At 69.8% G+C, this 15,583-nt stretch carries 16 protein-coding genes and 1 pseudogene; 8 read left to right on the plus strand and 9 right to left on the minus strand.

From position 1 onward, the window contains the following. Window positions 1-39 precede the first annotated feature (39 nt). The 5 genes from gcvPA to MZV50_RS02260 all read left to right on the plus strand — a co-directional run bounded on the left by gcvPA (window position 40) and on the right by MZV50_RS02260 (window position 4,823). Window positions 40-1,386, plus strand: a complete 1,347-nt coding sequence (gene gcvPA, locus MZV50_RS02240; protein WP_252632808.1) for an aminomethyl-transferring glycine dehydrogenase subunit GcvPA — start codon at window positions 40-42, stop codon at window positions 1,384-1,386. Further along, complete coding sequence (gene gcvPB / locus MZV50_RS02245) at window positions 1,383-2,960, plus strand: aminomethyl-transferring glycine dehydrogenase subunit GcvPB (protein ID WP_252632809.1); 1,578 nt, start codon at window positions 1,383-1,385, stop codon at window positions 2,958-2,960. Before gcvPA ends, gcvPB begins: the two co-directional genes overlap by 4 nt. A 132-nt stretch (window positions 2,961-3,092) precedes the next feature. Next, the gene (locus tag MZV50_RS02250; protein ID WP_252632810.1) at window positions 3,093-3,512 is read left to right on the plus strand and encodes a hypothetical protein; all 420 of its coding nucleotides are present in this window, start codon (window positions 3,093-3,095) and stop codon (window positions 3,510-3,512) included. Beyond that, window positions 3,509-3,952: a hypothetical protein gene (locus MZV50_RS02255; RefSeq protein WP_252632811.1), complete on the plus strand. Its 444-nt coding sequence runs from the start codon at window positions 3,509-3,511 to the stop codon at window positions 3,950-3,952. The genes MZV50_RS02250 and MZV50_RS02255 overlap by 4 nt, the downstream gene beginning before the upstream one ends. 91 nt (window positions 3,953-4,043) lie before the next feature. After that, window positions 4,044-4,823 carry a transglutaminase-like domain-containing protein gene (locus MZV50_RS02260; protein ID WP_252632812.1) on the plus strand — a complete coding sequence of 260 codons (780 nt, stop codon included), beginning with the start codon at window positions 4,044-4,046 and terminating at the stop codon, window positions 4,821-4,823. 59 nt (window positions 4,824-4,882) lie between these two features. Here MZV50_RS02260 and MZV50_RS02265 read toward each other — a convergent pair whose 3' ends face one another. The 5 genes from MZV50_RS02265 to MZV50_RS02285 all read right to left on the minus strand — a co-directional run bounded on the left by MZV50_RS02265 (window position 4,883) and on the right by MZV50_RS02285 (window position 7,484). After that, window positions 4,883-5,392 (minus strand): F0F1 ATP synthase subunit B, encoded by a 510-nt coding sequence (locus tag MZV50_RS02265; RefSeq protein WP_252632813.1) that lies wholly within the window; start codon window positions 5,390-5,392, stop codon window positions 4,883-4,885. A gap of 12 nt (window positions 5,393-5,404) precedes the next feature. Next, the gene (locus MZV50_RS02270) at window positions 5,405-5,938 is read right to left on the minus strand and encodes a F0F1 ATP synthase subunit B family protein (protein ID WP_252632814.1); all 534 of its coding nucleotides are present in this window, start codon (window positions 5,936-5,938) and stop codon (window positions 5,405-5,407) included. 126 nt (window positions 5,939-6,064) lie between these two features. Then, complete coding sequence (locus tag MZV50_RS02275; RefSeq protein WP_004615714.1) at window positions 6,065-6,289, minus strand: F0F1 ATP synthase subunit C; 225 nt, start codon at window positions 6,287-6,289, stop codon at window positions 6,065-6,067. 47 nt (window positions 6,290-6,336) lie between these two features. Then, a complete protein-coding gene (locus tag MZV50_RS02280; RefSeq protein ID WP_252632815.1) occupies window positions 6,337-7,098 on the minus strand; it encodes a F0F1 ATP synthase subunit A in 762 nt (253 codons plus the stop codon). Window positions 7,099-7,103: 5 nt separating this feature from the next. Beyond that, window positions 7,104-7,484, minus strand: coding sequence for an AtpZ/AtpI family protein (locus tag MZV50_RS02285; protein ID WP_252632816.1), 381 nt, complete (start codon window positions 7,482-7,484; stop codon window positions 7,104-7,106). A 358-nt stretch (window positions 7,485-7,842) separates the two neighbouring features. Between MZV50_RS02285 and MZV50_RS02290 the strand changes: the two genes are divergently transcribed. Both MZV50_RS02290 and MZV50_RS02295 read left to right on the plus strand, forming a co-directional pair. After that, complete coding sequence (locus MZV50_RS02290) at window positions 7,843-8,232, plus strand: DUF6481 family protein (protein ID WP_252632817.1); 390 nt, start codon at window positions 7,843-7,845, stop codon at window positions 8,230-8,232. Window positions 8,233-8,319: 87 nt separating this feature from the next. Further along, window positions 8,320-9,099: a TSUP family transporter gene (locus tag MZV50_RS02295; RefSeq protein ID WP_252632818.1), complete on the plus strand. Its 780-nt coding sequence runs from the start codon at window positions 8,320-8,322 to the stop codon at window positions 9,097-9,099. Here the strand turns inward: MZV50_RS02295 and smc are convergent, their stop codons facing one another. The 4 genes from smc to MZV50_RS02315 form a co-directional block, all read right to left on the minus strand. Next, on the minus strand, window positions 9,100-12,543 hold the full coding sequence (gene smc, locus MZV50_RS02300; RefSeq protein WP_252632819.1) for a chromosome segregation protein SMC: 3,444 nt from the start codon (window positions 12,541-12,543) through the stop codon (window positions 9,100-9,102). Window positions 12,544-12,565: 22 nt separating this feature from the next. Then, on the minus strand, window positions 12,566-13,066 hold the full coding sequence (locus MZV50_RS02305; RefSeq protein WP_252632820.1) for a DsbA family protein: 501 nt from the start codon (window positions 13,064-13,066) through the stop codon (window positions 12,566-12,568). Between the two features lie 103 nt (window positions 13,067-13,169). After that, window positions 13,170-13,784: a DsbA family protein gene (locus MZV50_RS02310; protein WP_252632821.1), complete on the minus strand. Its 615-nt coding sequence runs from the start codon at window positions 13,782-13,784 to the stop codon at window positions 13,170-13,172. Window positions 13,785-13,899: 115 nt separating this feature from the next. Continuing rightward, window positions 13,900-14,442, minus strand: a complete 543-nt coding sequence (locus MZV50_RS02315; RefSeq protein ID WP_252632822.1) for a DUF721 domain-containing protein — start codon at window positions 14,440-14,442, stop codon at window positions 13,900-13,902. Between the two features lie 47 nt (window positions 14,443-14,489). On the opposite strand from MZV50_RS02315, the pseudogene mutY reads away from it, so the two are divergent. Continuing rightward, a pseudogene (gene mutY / locus MZV50_RS02320) lies at window positions 14,490-15,541 on the plus strand (A/G-specific adenine glycosylase). The last annotated feature ends 42 nt before the right edge of the window (window positions 15,542-15,583 follow it).

Below are 15,583 nucleotides of genomic sequence, written 5' to 3' on the forward strand. Positions count from 1 at the left end.
TTAGGTCCCCGTTTTCACGGGGATGAGCGGAAGAGCACAATGCGTTACCTCCCCCTGACCCCCGAAGACCGCGTCGAGATGCTCGGCGCGATCGGCGTGACGTCGATCGACGATCTGTTCGTCGACGTGCCGGCCTCGGCCCGCCGCGACGGAACCGTCGACCTGCCGCTGCACGCCGGCGAAATCGAAGTCGAGCGCGAGATGGCCGGCCTGGCCCGTCGCAACCGTTCGGCGGGGGAGGGCGCGTTCTTCTGCGGAGCCGGCGCCTATCGCCACCACGTGCCGGCCACGGTCGACCACATCATCCAGCGGTCGGAGTTCCTGACCAGCTACACGCCCTATCAGCCGGAAATCGCGCAGGGCACGCTGCAGGTGCTGTTCGAGTTCCAGACCCAGGTCGCGGCCCTGACCGGCATGGAAGTGGCCAACGCCTCGCTCTATGACGGATCGACCGGCGCGGCCGAAGCCGTGATGATGGCCCAGCGCGTCACGCGCCGGAACAAGGCGGTGATGTCGGGCGGCGTCCACCCGCACTATGTCGAGACCATCGAGACCCTGGCCCACGCCGCCGGCGTCGCGACCCAGGCGATGGCCCCCGCCATCGACGCCGAGGACGCGGTGATCGCCGCCATCGACGCCGACACCGCTTGCGTCGTCGTCCAGACCCCGAACGTGTTCGGCACGGTCACGGACGTCACGAAGATCGCCGAGGCGGCCCACGCCGCTGGCGCGCTACTGATCGTGGTGACGACCGAGGCGGTCTCGTACGGCCTCTTGAAGTCGCCCGGCGAGATGGGCGCGGACATCGCCGTGGCCGAGGGCCAGTCCATCGGCAACGGCCTGAACTTCGGCGGCCCCTATGTCGGCCTGTTCGCCTGCAAGGAAAAGTTCGTCCGCCAGATGCCGGGCCGCCTGTGTGGCGAGACCGTCGACGCCGACGGCAAGCGCGGCTTCGTCCTGACCCTGTCGACCCGCGAGCAGCACATCCGCCGCGACAAGGCGACCTCGAACATCTGCACCAACAGCGGCCTGTGCGCCCTGGCGTTCAGCATCCACATGAGCCTGCTGGGCGAGACGGGCCTGCGCCAGTTGGCCGCCCTGAACCACCAGAAGGCCCTGGCCCTGCGCGACGCCCTCAAGGCCGTGCCGGGCGTCGAGGTCCTGACCCCGCGTTTCTTCAACGAGTTCGCCATCCGCGTGCCAGGCAATGCCGCCGACGTCGTCGAGAGCCTGGCTGGCCACGGGATCATCGCCGGCGTGCCGTTCTCGCGCCTCGACGGTGGCGCGGGCATGGACGACGTGCTGCTGGTCGCGGCCACCGAGACCACGCTGGATATCGATATTCCCTTCTTCGCCAAGCTGCTGACCAAGGTGGTGGGCCAATGAGCATGAACAACGTCGGCCGCCCCACGCGTCCCGAAGCCGCCAATGACGGCGCGACCGGTCACGAGACCCTCACGGGCGGTCGTGGCCTGCTGCAGGACGAGGCCCTGATCTTCGAACTGGACGGCTGGAACAAGACCGGCGTCGACCTGCCGGAGGCCGCCGCTCCGTCCAGCGACCTGGCCGGCCTGCTGCGGTCGGAGCCGATCGGCCTGCCGGGCCTGTCGGAACCGGAAGCCGTCCGCCACTACGTGCGCCTCAGCCAAAAGAACCACGCCATCGACTTGGCGCTGTATCCGCTGGGCTCGTGCACGATGAAGCACAACCCGCGCCTGAACGAGAAGATGGCGCGCCTGCCGGGCTTCTCGGATATCCACCCGCTGCAGCCTCAGTCGACCGTGCAGGGCGCCCTGCAGCTGATGGACCGCCTGGCCCACTGGCTGAAGACGCTCACGGGCATGCCCGCGGTGGCCCTGTCGCCCAAGGCCGGCGCCCACGGCGAGCTGTGCGGCCTGCTGGCCATCCGTGCCGCCCACGAGGCGGCCGGCAACGGCCACCGCAAGACCGTCCTGGCGCCCACCAGCGCCCACGGCACCAACCCGGCCACGGCGGCCTTCGTCGGCTACACCGTCGTCGAGATCGCCCAGACCGAAGATGGCCGCGTCGACCTGGCGGACCTGGAGTCCAAGCTGGGCGACCACGTGGCCGCCATCATGGTCACCAACCCCAACACCTGCGGCCTGTTCGAACGCGACGTCGTCGAGATCGCCCGTCTGACCCACGCGGCGGGGGCCTACTTCTACTGCGACGGCGCCAACTTCAACGCCATCGTCGGCCGGGTGCGCCCGGGCGACCTGGGCGTCGACGCCATGCACATCAACCTGCACAAGACCTTCTCGACGCCCCATGGCGGCGGTGGGCCGGGCGCGGGTCCGGTGGTGCTGAGCGAGGCGCTCGCCGCCTTTGCCCCGACCCCCTGGCTGGTCCATGGCCACGACGGCTTCTCGATGGTCGAACATGCGGGTGAGGAGGGCGCCAAGACCGCCTTCGGCCGGATGAGCGCCTTCCACGGCCAGATGGGCATGTATGTCCGCGCCTACGCCTATATGCTCAGCCACGGGGCCGACGGCCTGCGCCAGGTGGCCGAGGACGCCGTCCTCAACGCCAACTACATCAAGGCTCGCCTGAAGGACGTGATGAGCCCGGCCTTCCCCGAAGGGCCGTGCATGCACGAGGCCCTGTTCGACGACAGCTGGCTGGAAGGCACCGGGGTGACCACGCTGGACTTCGCCAAGGCGATGATCGACGAGGGCTTCCACCCGATGACCATGTACTTCCCGCTGGTCGTTCACGGCGCCATGCTGATCGAGCCGACCGAAACGGAGTCCAAGCAGGAGCTGGATCGCTTCATCGAGGCGCTGCGTCTGCTGGCCGGGGCGGCGAAAGCCGGCGAGACGGAGCGCTTCAAGGGCGCGCCGTTCCATGCTCCCCTTCGGCGCCTTGACGAGACTCAAGCGGCTCGCAAGCCCCGGTTGAGGTGGAAACCTGTGGCCGCGGCGCCACTAGCCGCTGAATAGCATTTTCAATACCCCTGTTGCGACGGAAGGGCGCCTTTACGGCGCCCTCATCCCTCCACATATCGGGGGGGCGCGTCGGGGCTGGCTGGCTTTCCCAGGGAGCAGGCGAAGCGCAAGCCCGTTTGTCCTCCCATGACTGCTCTCGTCCTCGCCATGTCGCGCGCCCACCGATCCGCCGATGACCTCGCTCGTGAGTTCATCGCGCGATTCCTGCGCATTGCGCTGGTGACGCTCGGCCTGCTGCTGATCGCGGGCGGCGCGCTGATCGCGCCGCTGCCCGGTCCGCTGGGCCTGCCGCTGACCGTGGTGGGCCTGATGCTGGTGCTGCGCAATTCGTTCAAGGCCCGAAAGCAGTTCGTCCGCTTCCAGCACGCCCACCCCAAGCTGATCTTCCCGCTGCGCCGCCTGCTGCGCCGCGAGCCCGAGGTCGTGCTGGTGGCCTGGCAGCAAGCCCTGCGCGTCGAGCGCCTGATCGTGCCGCGCAAGTGGCGGGCGGCCGTTCGGTGGCGCAAGGGCCTCAAGCGCCGCGCCATGAAGCGGTCCGGGCGGTGAACGCGATCGCCACGACTATCGACATCAAGCACAGGGTCCGTCGCCGCGCGCGATTGGCGCTGCTGCTGCGCGAATCCGCCGCCCGGGCCTTCCGCTGGATCGCCATCGGCTTCGGCGCGCTGGTGATCCTGGCCGGCGCGGTGCTGACGCCGCTGCCGGGCCACGTGGGCCTGCCGCTGCTGGTCATCGGGCTGATGATCGTGCTGCGCTACTCGTTCCAGGCGCGCAAGACCTTCATCAAGTGGCAGAAGCGCCACCCCAAGCTGGTCTTCCCGATCCGCCGCCTGATGCGCCGCGAGCCAGAGGTGCTGCTGGTCGTCTGGCAGCAGATGCTGCGCACCGAGAAACTGGTCCTGCGCAAGGCCCGCTGGCGGCTGCTGAAGAAGACCCGCAAGCGGGTGAAGCGCTACGTGGCGCGGAAGACGGCCAAACCGGCCTGACCCGTCCGACGGGCGAAGATCGTCCTGAACCCATCAGGTCCATGGGGATTTAGCAGGGGCGCGCCGCGCCCATCGCCCTCCAGGACAAACCATGCGTTTCGATGTCGAAGCCTCGCTGACCTACGACTTCGCGACCCCGTGCGAGGTGCTGCTGCTGGTGGAGGCGGCGCACGGGCCCGACCAGGTCGTGCGATCCGAGGCCCTGACCTTCTGGCCGAATGTCGACGCGGTCCGGGTCGACGATCCCGTCACCTTCGAGCGGCGGACGGTGTTCACGGCCTCCGGAAGGATCAACGCCCTCTACCGGGCCCAGGTCGACATCGCGCCTCGCGCTCCGGATCTGTCGGCGGCGCCGGCGATGGCCATCCGCGACCTGCCTAGCGCGGTGTTGCCGTTCCTGCGGCCCAGCCGCTACAGCCCTTCGGACCGCCTCGAGCGCTTCGCCCGGCATGAATTCGGAGACCTGGAGGGCGGGCGTCGGGTGATGGCGATCCTGGCCTGGATCGCCGAGAACGTGAATTATCGCGCCGGGGTCAGCGACGCGGGCACGACGGCGGTCGACACCTTGATCGATCGGGCCGGGGTATGCCGGGATTTCACCCATCTCGTCATCGGCCTGTGCCGCGCCGCGGATATACCCGCCCGCGCGGTCAGCGCCTATGCCTGGCGGCTGGAGCCGCCGGATCTGCACGCCATCGCCGAGGTCTATCTGGGCGGCCGCTGGTGGCTGGTCGACGCCACGGGCTTGGCGCCCATCGACGGCCTGGTCCGGGTGGCCACCGGCCGCGACGCCGCTGACATCGCCTTCATGACCATCTTCGGCGAGGCGACCCTGGTCGAGCAGAGCTTCTCGATCCAGGCGGCGACATAAGAAAAAGGGCGCGGACCTCGCGGCCCGCGCCCTCTTCGTCTTGTCCGTGGGACCGGCCGCTATTGCAGCTTGGCGCCCATCTGGCTGATCGCGACGTCGGCGAGCGGATCGCTCTTGGCGCCGGCGAGGCGGGCGGCCAGGACGGTCTCGGCGGCCTGGGCGGCGAGATCCACCGCGGCGGCCTTCACGTCGGCGGCGGCCTGGGCCTCGGCCTGGGCGATCTTGCGTTCGGCCATCTCGGCGCGACGCTTGATCTGCTCCTCGAGCTTTTCCTTGGCTTCCTCGGCCAGACGCTTGGCGTCGGCCTTGGCGGCTTCCAGCATGCCCGTGGCCTGGCGCTCGGCTTCCTCGCGCTGGGCCTTGACGTCCGCGAGCAGGGCCTGGGCCTCTTCACGCAGTTGCTGGGCTTCGTCGAGCTCGGCCTTGATCTTGGCGGCGTAGCCGTCCAGCGCGCCGAACAGCGCGCCCGGCAGGACCTTCAGGAAGACCAGTAGGCCGAAGAAGATGACCAGGGCGACCAGAACCCAGAATTCCGGGTTCGACAGGCTGAACAGGGATTCGTGTTCCATTTTCAGCGCTCCTTAGGCCAGGGCCGACTTCAGCTCGGCGGCCGAGGCCGCCTTGCCGGTCAGCTTCTCGACGATCGCGCCGGCCGTCTCTTGAGCGACCACGCGGACCTGGCTCATGGCCGCGTCGCGGGCGGCCTGGATCGAAGCTTCGGCCGTGGCCAGCTTCTCGGCCAGGACGGCCTCTTCCTTGGCCTGGCGCTCGGCGGCTTCGGCCGAAGCCTTGGCCTTGGCGTCAGCGGCCGTCTTCTGGGCCTTGGCGCGAGCCTCGGCGACCTCGGCCGCGGCGGCGCGAGCCTGGGCCTCCGCCTCGTCCTTCATGCGACGGGCGTCGGCGATGTCGCCGGCGATCTTGCCGCCACGCTCGTCGATCGCGCCGCTGACGCGGGGCAGAAGCACCTTCGACAGCACGACGTAGAGGAAGGCGAAGATGAGCAGCAGCCAAACGATCTGACCCGCCCAGTGCTCGAACTGCAGCTGCGGAAGGCCGCCGCTTTCGTGCTTGGGGGCTTCAGTCGTCTCGACCGTGCCGTGATGTTCCGTCGCCATGGGCGAGGGCGCCTCTCAGCTAGTGCGCTTGGAGCGGGCCGGGATCCGGCCCGGCTCCAGGAAGCGCGAGAAAACAAAAGCATGGAGCGCGTCGCTTCCGATGAAGCGCCGCGCTCCAGGGTCGGATTACGAGAACAGGATCAGGAAGGCGATGACCAGGGCGAAGATGCCCAGGGCTTCCGTCAGAGCCATGCCCAGGAACAGCATCGGGCGCTCTTGAGCGGCGGCCGTCGGGTTGCGCAGGGCGCCTTGGAAGTAGTTGCCGAACATCACGCCCAGGCCCACGCCCGCGCCGATCATGCCGAGCATGGCCAGACCAGCGCCGATGTACTTAGCAGCAGCAGCGTCCATGATAGAGACTCCTTGAAGAGGGTATTGGTTGAAAGACTAAAGGTTGATCAGTGGCTGTCGAGGTGCACGACGTCGTTGATGTAGACGCATGCGAGCACCGCGAACACGAAGGCCTGCAGGAAGGCCACCATGAACTCGAGGGCCGTCAGAGCGACGACCGAGGTCAGGGCCAGGGCCGAACCGGCCCAGCCCAGCACGCCGAGACCGCCCAGGGCGATCACGAAGCCGGCGAAGATCTTCAGCACGACGTGGCCGCCCAGCATGTTGCCGAACAGACGAAGGCCCAGGGTGATCGGACGGATCAGGAACGACAGGATCTCGATCGGCACCAGCAGGAAGTACAGCGGCCACGGCACGCCCGACGGGGCGAACAGCTTGAAGAACTTGAGGCCGTTCTTGGCGAAGCCGACGGCGACCACGGTCAGGATGACCATCAGGCCCAGCGTCAGGGTCACGGCCAGCTGCGACGTGGCGGTGAACACCAGGAACATGCCCTGGAGGTTCATGAACAGCACGAAGGCGAACAGGGTGAAGATGAACGGCAGGAACTTCTTGCCGTCATGGCCGATGATCGACTCCGCGAGTCCATCGACTAGTCCGTAGAGCATCTCGCCCACCGCCTGCAGGCGGCCCGGAATGACGGCCTTGCGCGCGGCCAGGCTGTAGAACGTGATGACCAGCAGCGCCGCCAGCAGCATCGCGAACACCGAGTTCGTGATCGACAGGTCGATAGCGCCGAGGCCGGGAACGGTCACGGTGGGCAGTTCCACGATCTTCTGGATCTGGAACTGGTGCATCGGATCGGCCATCGGCCCTAGTCTCTCTTCTGCTTGGGGACGGTTGGCCCGTCTCCCATGTGTCCGTCGGCATTCCCCTGCGGGGACGGCGCCGACGCCTGCGCGCTCAGTTTCATCGCCTTGCGGACGATGGAGAAAATCGCGAACCCGAGACCGATCAGCAGACCGCCGACCATGCCCCAGGGGCTCGTGTGGACGTAATGGTCGAGCAGCCAGCCGAAGCCGAGACCCACCAGTACGCCCCCGATCAGGTCCGCCAGGAGGCGGTAGCCGTCCTGGTTGGCCTTCTCGGACTCCGCCTTGGCGGGTTTCTCAGCCGCCTTCTTCGCCTCAAATGCGTCGAGCCGAGCGTCGAGGCTTCGCAGAGCCTTGTCGTTCGGTTCGTCGGCCTTGGGCATGGGAAGCGGCAGGTCCGAAAACGCCGCGGACGCGCCAAAACAAGGCGCTTTTCCGGCCGGCTTGATCGGCGCGGAACCTATAGACGTCGCCGCAGTGCGTCAAGGTGACCGCATCGCGCGTCAAGTGGCCGGAATACTTAAGGATTTCGCCATCGGCTTCGTGGAGGGGCAAAACCATCCCCAATCCGGACGAATTAACCGACGGCCGGGGTCTATCGAAACCGTCGAACGCTTCCTATCTGGAGCGTGCTCTCTCGGCATCACCCCCACTAGGCAAGGGGCGATGGGCCTGATGACGCATTGATTTTTGCGTCGATCTGGGGTTAAGAGCCGCCGCCTCCAAACAATACGAAGATTCATGTCGCACCTGAAGAACACCGGATTCGCCGATCGTATCTCCTCCCAGCAGGAGGCCAAGAAGGCCATGCTGGCCAAGTTCAAGGCCAAGCCGACCGTCCAGGACCCCGATTTCGACAAGCGCGAAGAGCAACGCGCCGCCGAACTCGAAGCCGTCCGCGCCGCCCGCGCCGAAGCCAAGGAAAAGGCCCGCCTCGAAGCCGTGGCCCGCCAGGAAGCGATCCTCGCGGTCAAGCGCGCCGAGCGCAAGGAACGTAAGACCCAGGAAGCCGCCGAGATGCGGGTTCGCAAGGAAGAGAAGGCCAAGGAGCGCGACGAACTGCGCGCCCTGGGCAAGACGACCAACAGCAAGCAGTCCCGCGCCCAACAATGGGGCCACCTGCTGGGCTAAAGACCAAGAGGGGTCCTTCGGGGCCCCTTTTTCTTTGCCGGTCGTCTTTTCTTTGCAAGCGCCGTCGAACGGGACCATGAGCCGCTGATGGTTCACCTGGACGTTCTCGCCAGCCTGTTCGTGGTCGCCGCCCTCGCGGGCGCGCTCGACGCCATCGCCGGCGGCGGCGGACTCGTGACCCTGCCCGCCCTGCTGCTGGCCGGCCTGTCACCGGTCCAGGCCCTGGGCACCAACAAGCTGCAAGGCGCGATCAGCGCCATCTCCTCGACCAGCGCCTTCGCCCGGCGCGGCCTGATCGACTGGAAGACCGCCCTGCCGGTCGCCGTCGGGGCCGCCGTCGCGGGCTTGTGCGGCGCGCTCTGCGCCAGCCTGCTGTCGCCGCAGCTGCTTCGGGCGATCGTGCCCGTGCTGCTGATCGCCATCGCCCTCTATTTCGGCTTTTCGCGCGCCCTCAAGACCGAGGACGTCGCCCCGCGCATGGCGTTGATCCCGTTCGCCTGTTTCGTCGCGCCGCTGGTCGGCTTCTACGACGGGATCTTCGGGCCGGGGGCGGGGGCGTTCTACATGGTCGCGATCGTCACCCTGCTGGGCTACGGCGTGCTGAAGGCGACCGCCCACACCAAGTTGGCCAACGCCGCCAGCAATCTGGGCAGCCTGGCCCTGTTCATCCTCAAGGGCGCGGTCGTCTGGCCGATGGGCCTGGCCATGGCCGCCGGCGCCTTCATCGGCGCCCAGGTGGGCTCGCGCCTGGCGATGCGCTTCGGGCCCAAGCTGATCCGGCCGCTGCTGGTGGTGATCTCGTGCGCCATGGCTATCAAGCTGCTGGCCGACCCAGCCAATCCCATCCGGCAGGCGATCGGATTCTAGTTACGCCGCGACCAGCTTCTCGGCGGTCGACAGGTCGACGCTGACCAGCTGGCTGACGCCGCGCTCGGCCATGGTCACCCCGAACAGGCGGTCCATCCGGCTCATGGTCACCGGGTTGTGGGTGATGGCGATGAAGCGGGTCTGGGTGCGGCGGCGCATTTCGTCCAGCATGTTGCAGTAGCGGTCGACATTGGCGTCATCCAGGGGCGCGTCGACTTCGTCCAGCACGCAGATCGGGGCCGGATTGGCCAGGAAGACGCCGAAGATCAGGGCGCTGGCGGTCAGGGCCTGCTCGCCGCCGCTCATCAGGCTCATGCTGGCCATGCGCTTGCCCGGCGGGCAGGCGAAGATCTCCAGGCCCGCCTCCAGCGGGTCCTCGCTCTCGATCAGCTTCAGCTCAGCCTGGCCGCCGCCGAACAGGGCCTGGAACAGGGTCTGGAAGTTGGCGTTGATCACGTCGAAGGCGGCCAGCAGGCGCTCGCGCCCCTCGGCGTTCAGCTCCTCGATGCCGGCCCGCAGCTTGGTCACCGCGCCCGACAGGTCGGCGCGCTCGGTGCGCATGATCTCCAGGCGGCCGGCGTATTCCTGGGCCTCTTCCTCGGCGCGCAGGTTCACCGGGCCGATGGCGTCGCGCTCGCGTTCCAGGGCGAACAGGTGGGCCTCGACCCCGGCGGCGTCCTTCGGGACGGCCACGGCCTCGCCGGCGACATGGCGGCCCAGCTCCTCGGGCTCCATGCGGGCCTGCTCGCGGATGGCCGAGGCGACCTCGGCGAAACGCTGACGGGCCCCGTCCAGGTGGGCGACCAGGGCCGCGCGCTTCTCGCGGGCCTCGCCGGCGGCCTGCTCGGCCGCGCGGGCGGCCCGGTCGGCGTTGAGGCGGGTGGTCTCGGCCGTCTCCAGGGCGTCGCTGGCCTTGGACCTGCGCGCCTCGGCGGCGGCGAACTCGTCCAGCAGGACGACCAGCTTCTCCCGCAAGGCGGCCGGCGCCTCGCGGGCGGCCTCCAGGGCGGCGGCGGCCTTCACGCGGTCGCCGTCCAGGGACTCGGTGCGCTTGCTGGCGGTCTCGGCGCGCCTGGCCCAGTCGCCGCGATCGCGGTCCAGGCTCTCCAGCCGGCGTTGGCGACCGGCGCGCTCGCGGGTCTCGACGTCGAGCGCGGTGCGCGCGGCGCTGGCGGCCTCGCGAGCTTGGGCCGAGGCCTGTCTGGCCTGCGCCAGCTGGGGCTGCAGGTCGCCCGAGGTCTGGGCGGCGGCGTGGGCTTCGCGCGCGACGGTCAAGGCTTCGTCGGCTTCGGCCTTCTCGGCCTCGAAGCGGGCGATGGTGTCGTCCAGCGACTGGGCCCGCGCGGCGCGCAGAGCCTGCTCGCGCTCATGTTTGGCCACCTGCTCGCGGGCCCCGTTCAACAAGCGCTCGGCGTCGGGCGGGCCGCGCCGCTTGTCGCGCAGCAGCTCCTCGACGGCGCGCATGCGGTCGGCGGCGGTCTTCAGGGCGGCGGCCGTGGCCTCGGCGCGCGGAGCCATGACGTCGATCTCGGCCTCGACCTCGGCCAGGCGGGTGCGCTGCTCCAGCCGCACCGCGGCGGGCTTGGGCGCGTCGGCGCGGGCCACGAAGCCGTCCCAGCGCCACAGGTCGCCTTCCTTGGAGACCAGCCGCATGCCGGGCTTCAGCGTCGCTTGCAGCCGATCGCCGTCGGCGCGGGCCACGACGGCGACGTGCGAGAGGCGGGCCGCCAGGGCCGGCGGGGCCTTGACCAGCGGCGCCAGCGGCTGGGCCCCGTCCGGCCAGGCGGGCGCCGGCGCCTCGGCTCCGCCCCAGTAGGAGGGCGCCTTGGCGTCCAGGGCCGCGTCCAGGTCGTCGCCCAGCGCCGCCGCAAGGGCCGCGCCATAGCCCTTGTCGGGCGCCACGCTGTCCAGGGCCGGGGCGTGGCCGCTCTTGGTGCGCGGCGCGGTCAGCTGGGCCAAGCCGCGGGCCTCGGTGCGCAGGCGGCCCAGCTGGTCTTCGACATTGCGGGCCAGCTGGCGGGCCTGGGCCTCCTGTTCGGCGGCCTTCACGCGCTCGTTCTCGGCTTCCTCCAGCGCCGCGCGGGCTGCGGCCAGGGCGGTCTCGGCGTTGGCGAAGCGCTGGCGGGCGTCGGCGGCGGCCGGGTCGATCTCCGGACCGACGGCGGCCCGCTCGGCCTTGGCCTGGTCGAGGGCGCGGTTGGTGCGGTTGGCGCGGGCCTCGGCTTCCGAGAGCCGGGCGGCGGCGGCGCGGAACTGGGCCTCCTCGGCGGCGACGCGGGCGGCCAGCTGCTCGACCTCCGTCTCGGCGGCGGCGCGGGCGGCCTCGGCGGTCTTGGCGGCAGCTTCCAGCTCGGGACCCCGTTCCGGCGCGGCGGCGACCAGGGCGCGGACCTCCGTCAGTTCAGCGTCGATGCGCGAGAGCGCGGCGGCGGCGTCGTCCTTGGTCTGCTGCTCGCGGGCCCGGTCGTCGTCGATGCGGGACAGGTCGGTCTTCAGCCGCTCGAACTCGGCGGCGGCCGCCTCGGCCTCGCGCTCGGCGCGGTCCTTCTGGATGGCCAGCTGGCCCAGGATCGCCTGGGCGATCGTCGCCTCTTCTCGCAGCGGCGGCATGGCGGCCTCTGCCTCGGTGATCGCCACCTGGGCGGCGGCGCTGGCGCGGGCGGTGTCCTCGACCAGGCGCGCGGCCTCGGTGGCCTCGCGCTGGGTGCGCTCCAGGGTGTCGCGCGCCTCGGTCCAGCGGGTGTAGAGCACGGCCCCCTGCACGGCGCGGATCTCGGAGGACAGGCGCTTGTACTTCTCGGCCTGGCGGGCCTCGCGGCGCAGGCGGTTCAGAGCCGTCTCCAGCTCGCGCGCCACGTCCTCCAGGCGCGAGAGATTGGCCTCGGCGGCGCGCAGGCGCAGCTCGGCCTCATGGCGGCGGGTGTGCAGGCCCGAGACCCCGGCGGCTTCTTCCAGGATGCGGCGGCGGTTCTGCGGCTTGGCGCCGATCAGCTCGCTGATCTGGCCCTGGCGGACCAGGGCCGGCGAGTTGGCCCCGGTCGAGGCGTCGGCGAACAGCAGCTGGACGTCGCGGGCCCGCACCTCGCGGCCGTTGATCTTGTAGGTCGAGCCGGCCCCGCGATCGATGCGGCGCACGACCTCCAGCACCGGGTCGTCGTTGAACTGGGCCGGGGCCGTGCGGTCGGCGTTGTCGATGGTCAGGGCGACGTCGGCGTGGTTACGCGGCGGCCTTGCCCCGCTGCCGGCGAAGATGACGTCGTCCATGCCGCCAGCCCGCATGGCCTTGGCCGAGTTGGCGCCCATCACCCAGCGCAGGGCTTCCAGGAGGTTCGACTTGCCGCAGCCGTTCGGACCGACGATGCCGGTCAGCCCCGGCTCGATCCGGAACTCGGTCGGCTCGACGAAGGACTTGAAGCCCGAGAGGCGGAGGCGCTGGAACTGCACGGAGGCGGTCCCCTCTGGTCCCTTAGCCCTTCGCCGCGGTGGCGAAGGCCTTGGACAGGGCGGCGAAGCCGATGTCGCCCACGATGGGCGCGCCGTTGACGTAGAAGGTCGGCGTGCTCTCGACGCCGTCATCGATGGCCTTGGCGTTGCGTTCGTTCACCGCCTTCAGGGCGGCGGCGTCGCTCATGGTCGCCTTGAACTGCTCGTCGGTCAGGCCGTACTGCTTGCCGATCGCCGCCAGCCCTTCGTACAGCTGCTCGGTGCGATAGATGTCCGCCTGCTTCTGGAAGACGGTGGTCAGGACCTCGAAGTACTTGCCAGGAATGCGGCGCGACAGGATGAAGCCCGCTGCGGCGAAGGCCTCCGGCGGGGTCAGGAATTCGCGGAAGACGAGGCGCACCTTGCCGGTGTCGATGAAGGTCTTGCGAACCTGCGGCAGCTCGGTCGTCCACCAGTGGGCGCAGTGCGGACAGCTGGCCGAGGCGTAGACCACCAGCTGGACCGGCGCCTTGGGCGAGCCCATCAGCATCTCGCCGGGGACGGGCGGCAGGGCGCGGCGCGCGCCACCGTGGCGCTGGCTGTTAAGGCCAGGCCGGAAACGATCAGCGCGCGCCGGTCCAGGGTCATTACTTCGAGGCTTCCGCGATGGCGGCGTCCAGCTGGGCCAGGGTGGCTTCGCCGCCCTCCTCGCCGCCGACCTTCTTGCCGTTGACGATGAAGGTGGGCGTGCCCTGGATCTTGTCGGCCTTCATCTGGTTTTCGATGCGCTGGGCCGACTTGGCGGCGTTCTCGTCGCTCAGGCAGCTGTTGAACTGATCCTCGCTCATGCCGGCCGAGCGGGCGATGATCAGCAGTTCGCCGCGGATGTCGCCGGTCTGGAAGATGTTGGTCTGGGCCTTGTAGAGGGCGTCCGTCACCTGGAAGTACTTATCCTTGCCGGCGCAGCGGGCCAGCATGGCGCCGGCGTTGGCCAGGGTCGGCTCGCCGGTCAGGGCCTCGCGGGCGACGTAGTTGATCTTGCCGGTGTCGATGTACTTGGCCTTGAAGGCCGGGAAGACTTCGGCGTTCCATTTGGCGCAGTGCGGGCAGGCGACCGAGGCGTATTCGACCACCGTCACCTTGGCGTTCGGGTTGCCCAGGCTCATGTCCTCGGCGGTGACCTTTGTCCCCTTGGGGCCGCAGGCGGCGAGGCTGGCCGCGAGGGCGGCGACGAGGGTGATGCGGGTGATCAGCGAACGCATGAATTGGCCCTTCGGCGGTCGATTGAGAAGTTAAGCCCGATTCTCGCTAGCGAGCGAAAAAGGCGCGACGTTGACGGGTCTCAAGAGCTTGACTGGACGCAGGTTGTCAACCGGCTCAGCGCTGGGACCGCAGCACCCCGCGACCCAGCTTCAGCAGCGCCTGTTTCAGCGCGCCATCGGGCTGTTCGGCCAGGCTGTCGGCGAGTTGCTTTTCCTGCGCCGCGTCCAGCGGCGGCTTGCGGCGCGGACGTTGCTGGACCGGCGCGGCGGCGGCCTTCACAGGGCCCTGGACGATGCGCAGGCGGGTGACCACGCCCTTGCCCAGCAGCATGTCCAGCCGGGCGGTGATCTGCGGGGCCTGGTGCTGGATCAGCGAGGCGACCGGACCGTCGACGCGCAGCTCCAGCGCGCCGCCCTCGCCGTTGCGGCCCTTGATGATGCGGACGGGCTCGGTTCGACGCGCCAGCGTGTCGCCGACGATCTCGCGCCAGCGGGCCTGCAGGACGGCGGGACCTTGGCCGAAGCGGGTCTCCAGCTCCCTCAGCAGCGGCGCCAGGTTCTTGCCGGCGGGCGGCGGCGCGCGGAACTGGGGCTTCGTGCGCTTGCTCCGCAGGATCGCGAGGGCTTCTTCCGGCGTGGGCAGGGGGCGGCGGACCATGTTTCCAGGCTAGCACGAGGCCCGGCCTTCGCGGTAGGCGAGGGAAGATGAAACACCGTGACGCGCTCCGTTCGGCCTTGCTGGCCTGGTACGACCGTCAGGCCCGCGACCTGGCCTGGCGCGTCTCGCCCGCCGACCGCCGCGCGGGCGTGCGCGGCGACCCCTACCGCGTCTGGCTGTCGGAGGTGATGCTGCAGCAGACCACCGTGCCGCACGCCACGCCCTATTTTCTGGGCTTCACCCAGCGGTGGCCGACGGTCTCGGACCTGGCCGCGGTGGAGGACGGCGAGCTGATGGCCGCCTGGGCGGGGCTCGGTTACTACGCCCGGGCTCGCAACCTGCTGGCCTGCGCGCGAGCGGTGGCCAGCGACCACGGCGGGCTGTTTCCGGACACCGAGGAGGGGCTGCGGGCCTTGCCGGGCGTGGGCGCCTATACCGCCGCCGCCGTGGCCGCGATCGCTTTCGACCGCGCCGCCAATGTCGTCGACGGCAATGTCGAGCGGGTGATGGCCAGGCTGTTCGCGGTCGAGACGCCGCTTCCCGACGCCAAGCCCGAGCTGAAGGCCCTGGCCGCCGACCTCGTCACCGACGATCGGCCGGGCGACTGGGCCCAGGCGCTGATGGACCTGGGGGCCACGGTCTGCAAACCGAAGTCGCCGCTGTGCGACCGCTGCCCGATCTCGAACTGGTGCCAGGCCCACGCGACGGGCGCGCCGGAGACCTATCCCCGGAAGACCAGGAAGGCCGATCGCCCCCGCCGCCACGGCGTCGCCTATGTGCTGACCCGCGGTGACGAGATGGCCCTGGTCCGCCGCCCGCCGAAGGGGCTGCTGGGCGGCATGCTGGGCCTGCCGACCAGCGACTGGCGGGCCGAGCCGTTTTCCGACGCCGAGGCCGTGGTCGCCGCCCCGGTTCCCGCCCCTGGCGCGACTTCGGGACGGTGGAGCACGTCTTCACCCACTTCTCGCTGACGCTGCGGGTGTTCGTGGCGCGCGGCGACGAAAGCCGCCCCGACTTCGTCTGGACCCCGCGCGAGGGTCTGGGCGCCCTGCCCAGCGTGTTCCTGAAAGCGGCGAGAGCGGGCGACCGGTTGATCTAGCCAGCGCGAGCGGGAAGGCGATCCGTCATCCGGATCGGCCGG

Origin of the sequence: Caulobacter segnis, assembly GCF_023935105.1 — a bacterium.
Classification (GTDB): Bacteria; Pseudomonadota; Alphaproteobacteria; order Caulobacterales; family Caulobacteraceae; genus Caulobacter; species Caulobacter segnis_B.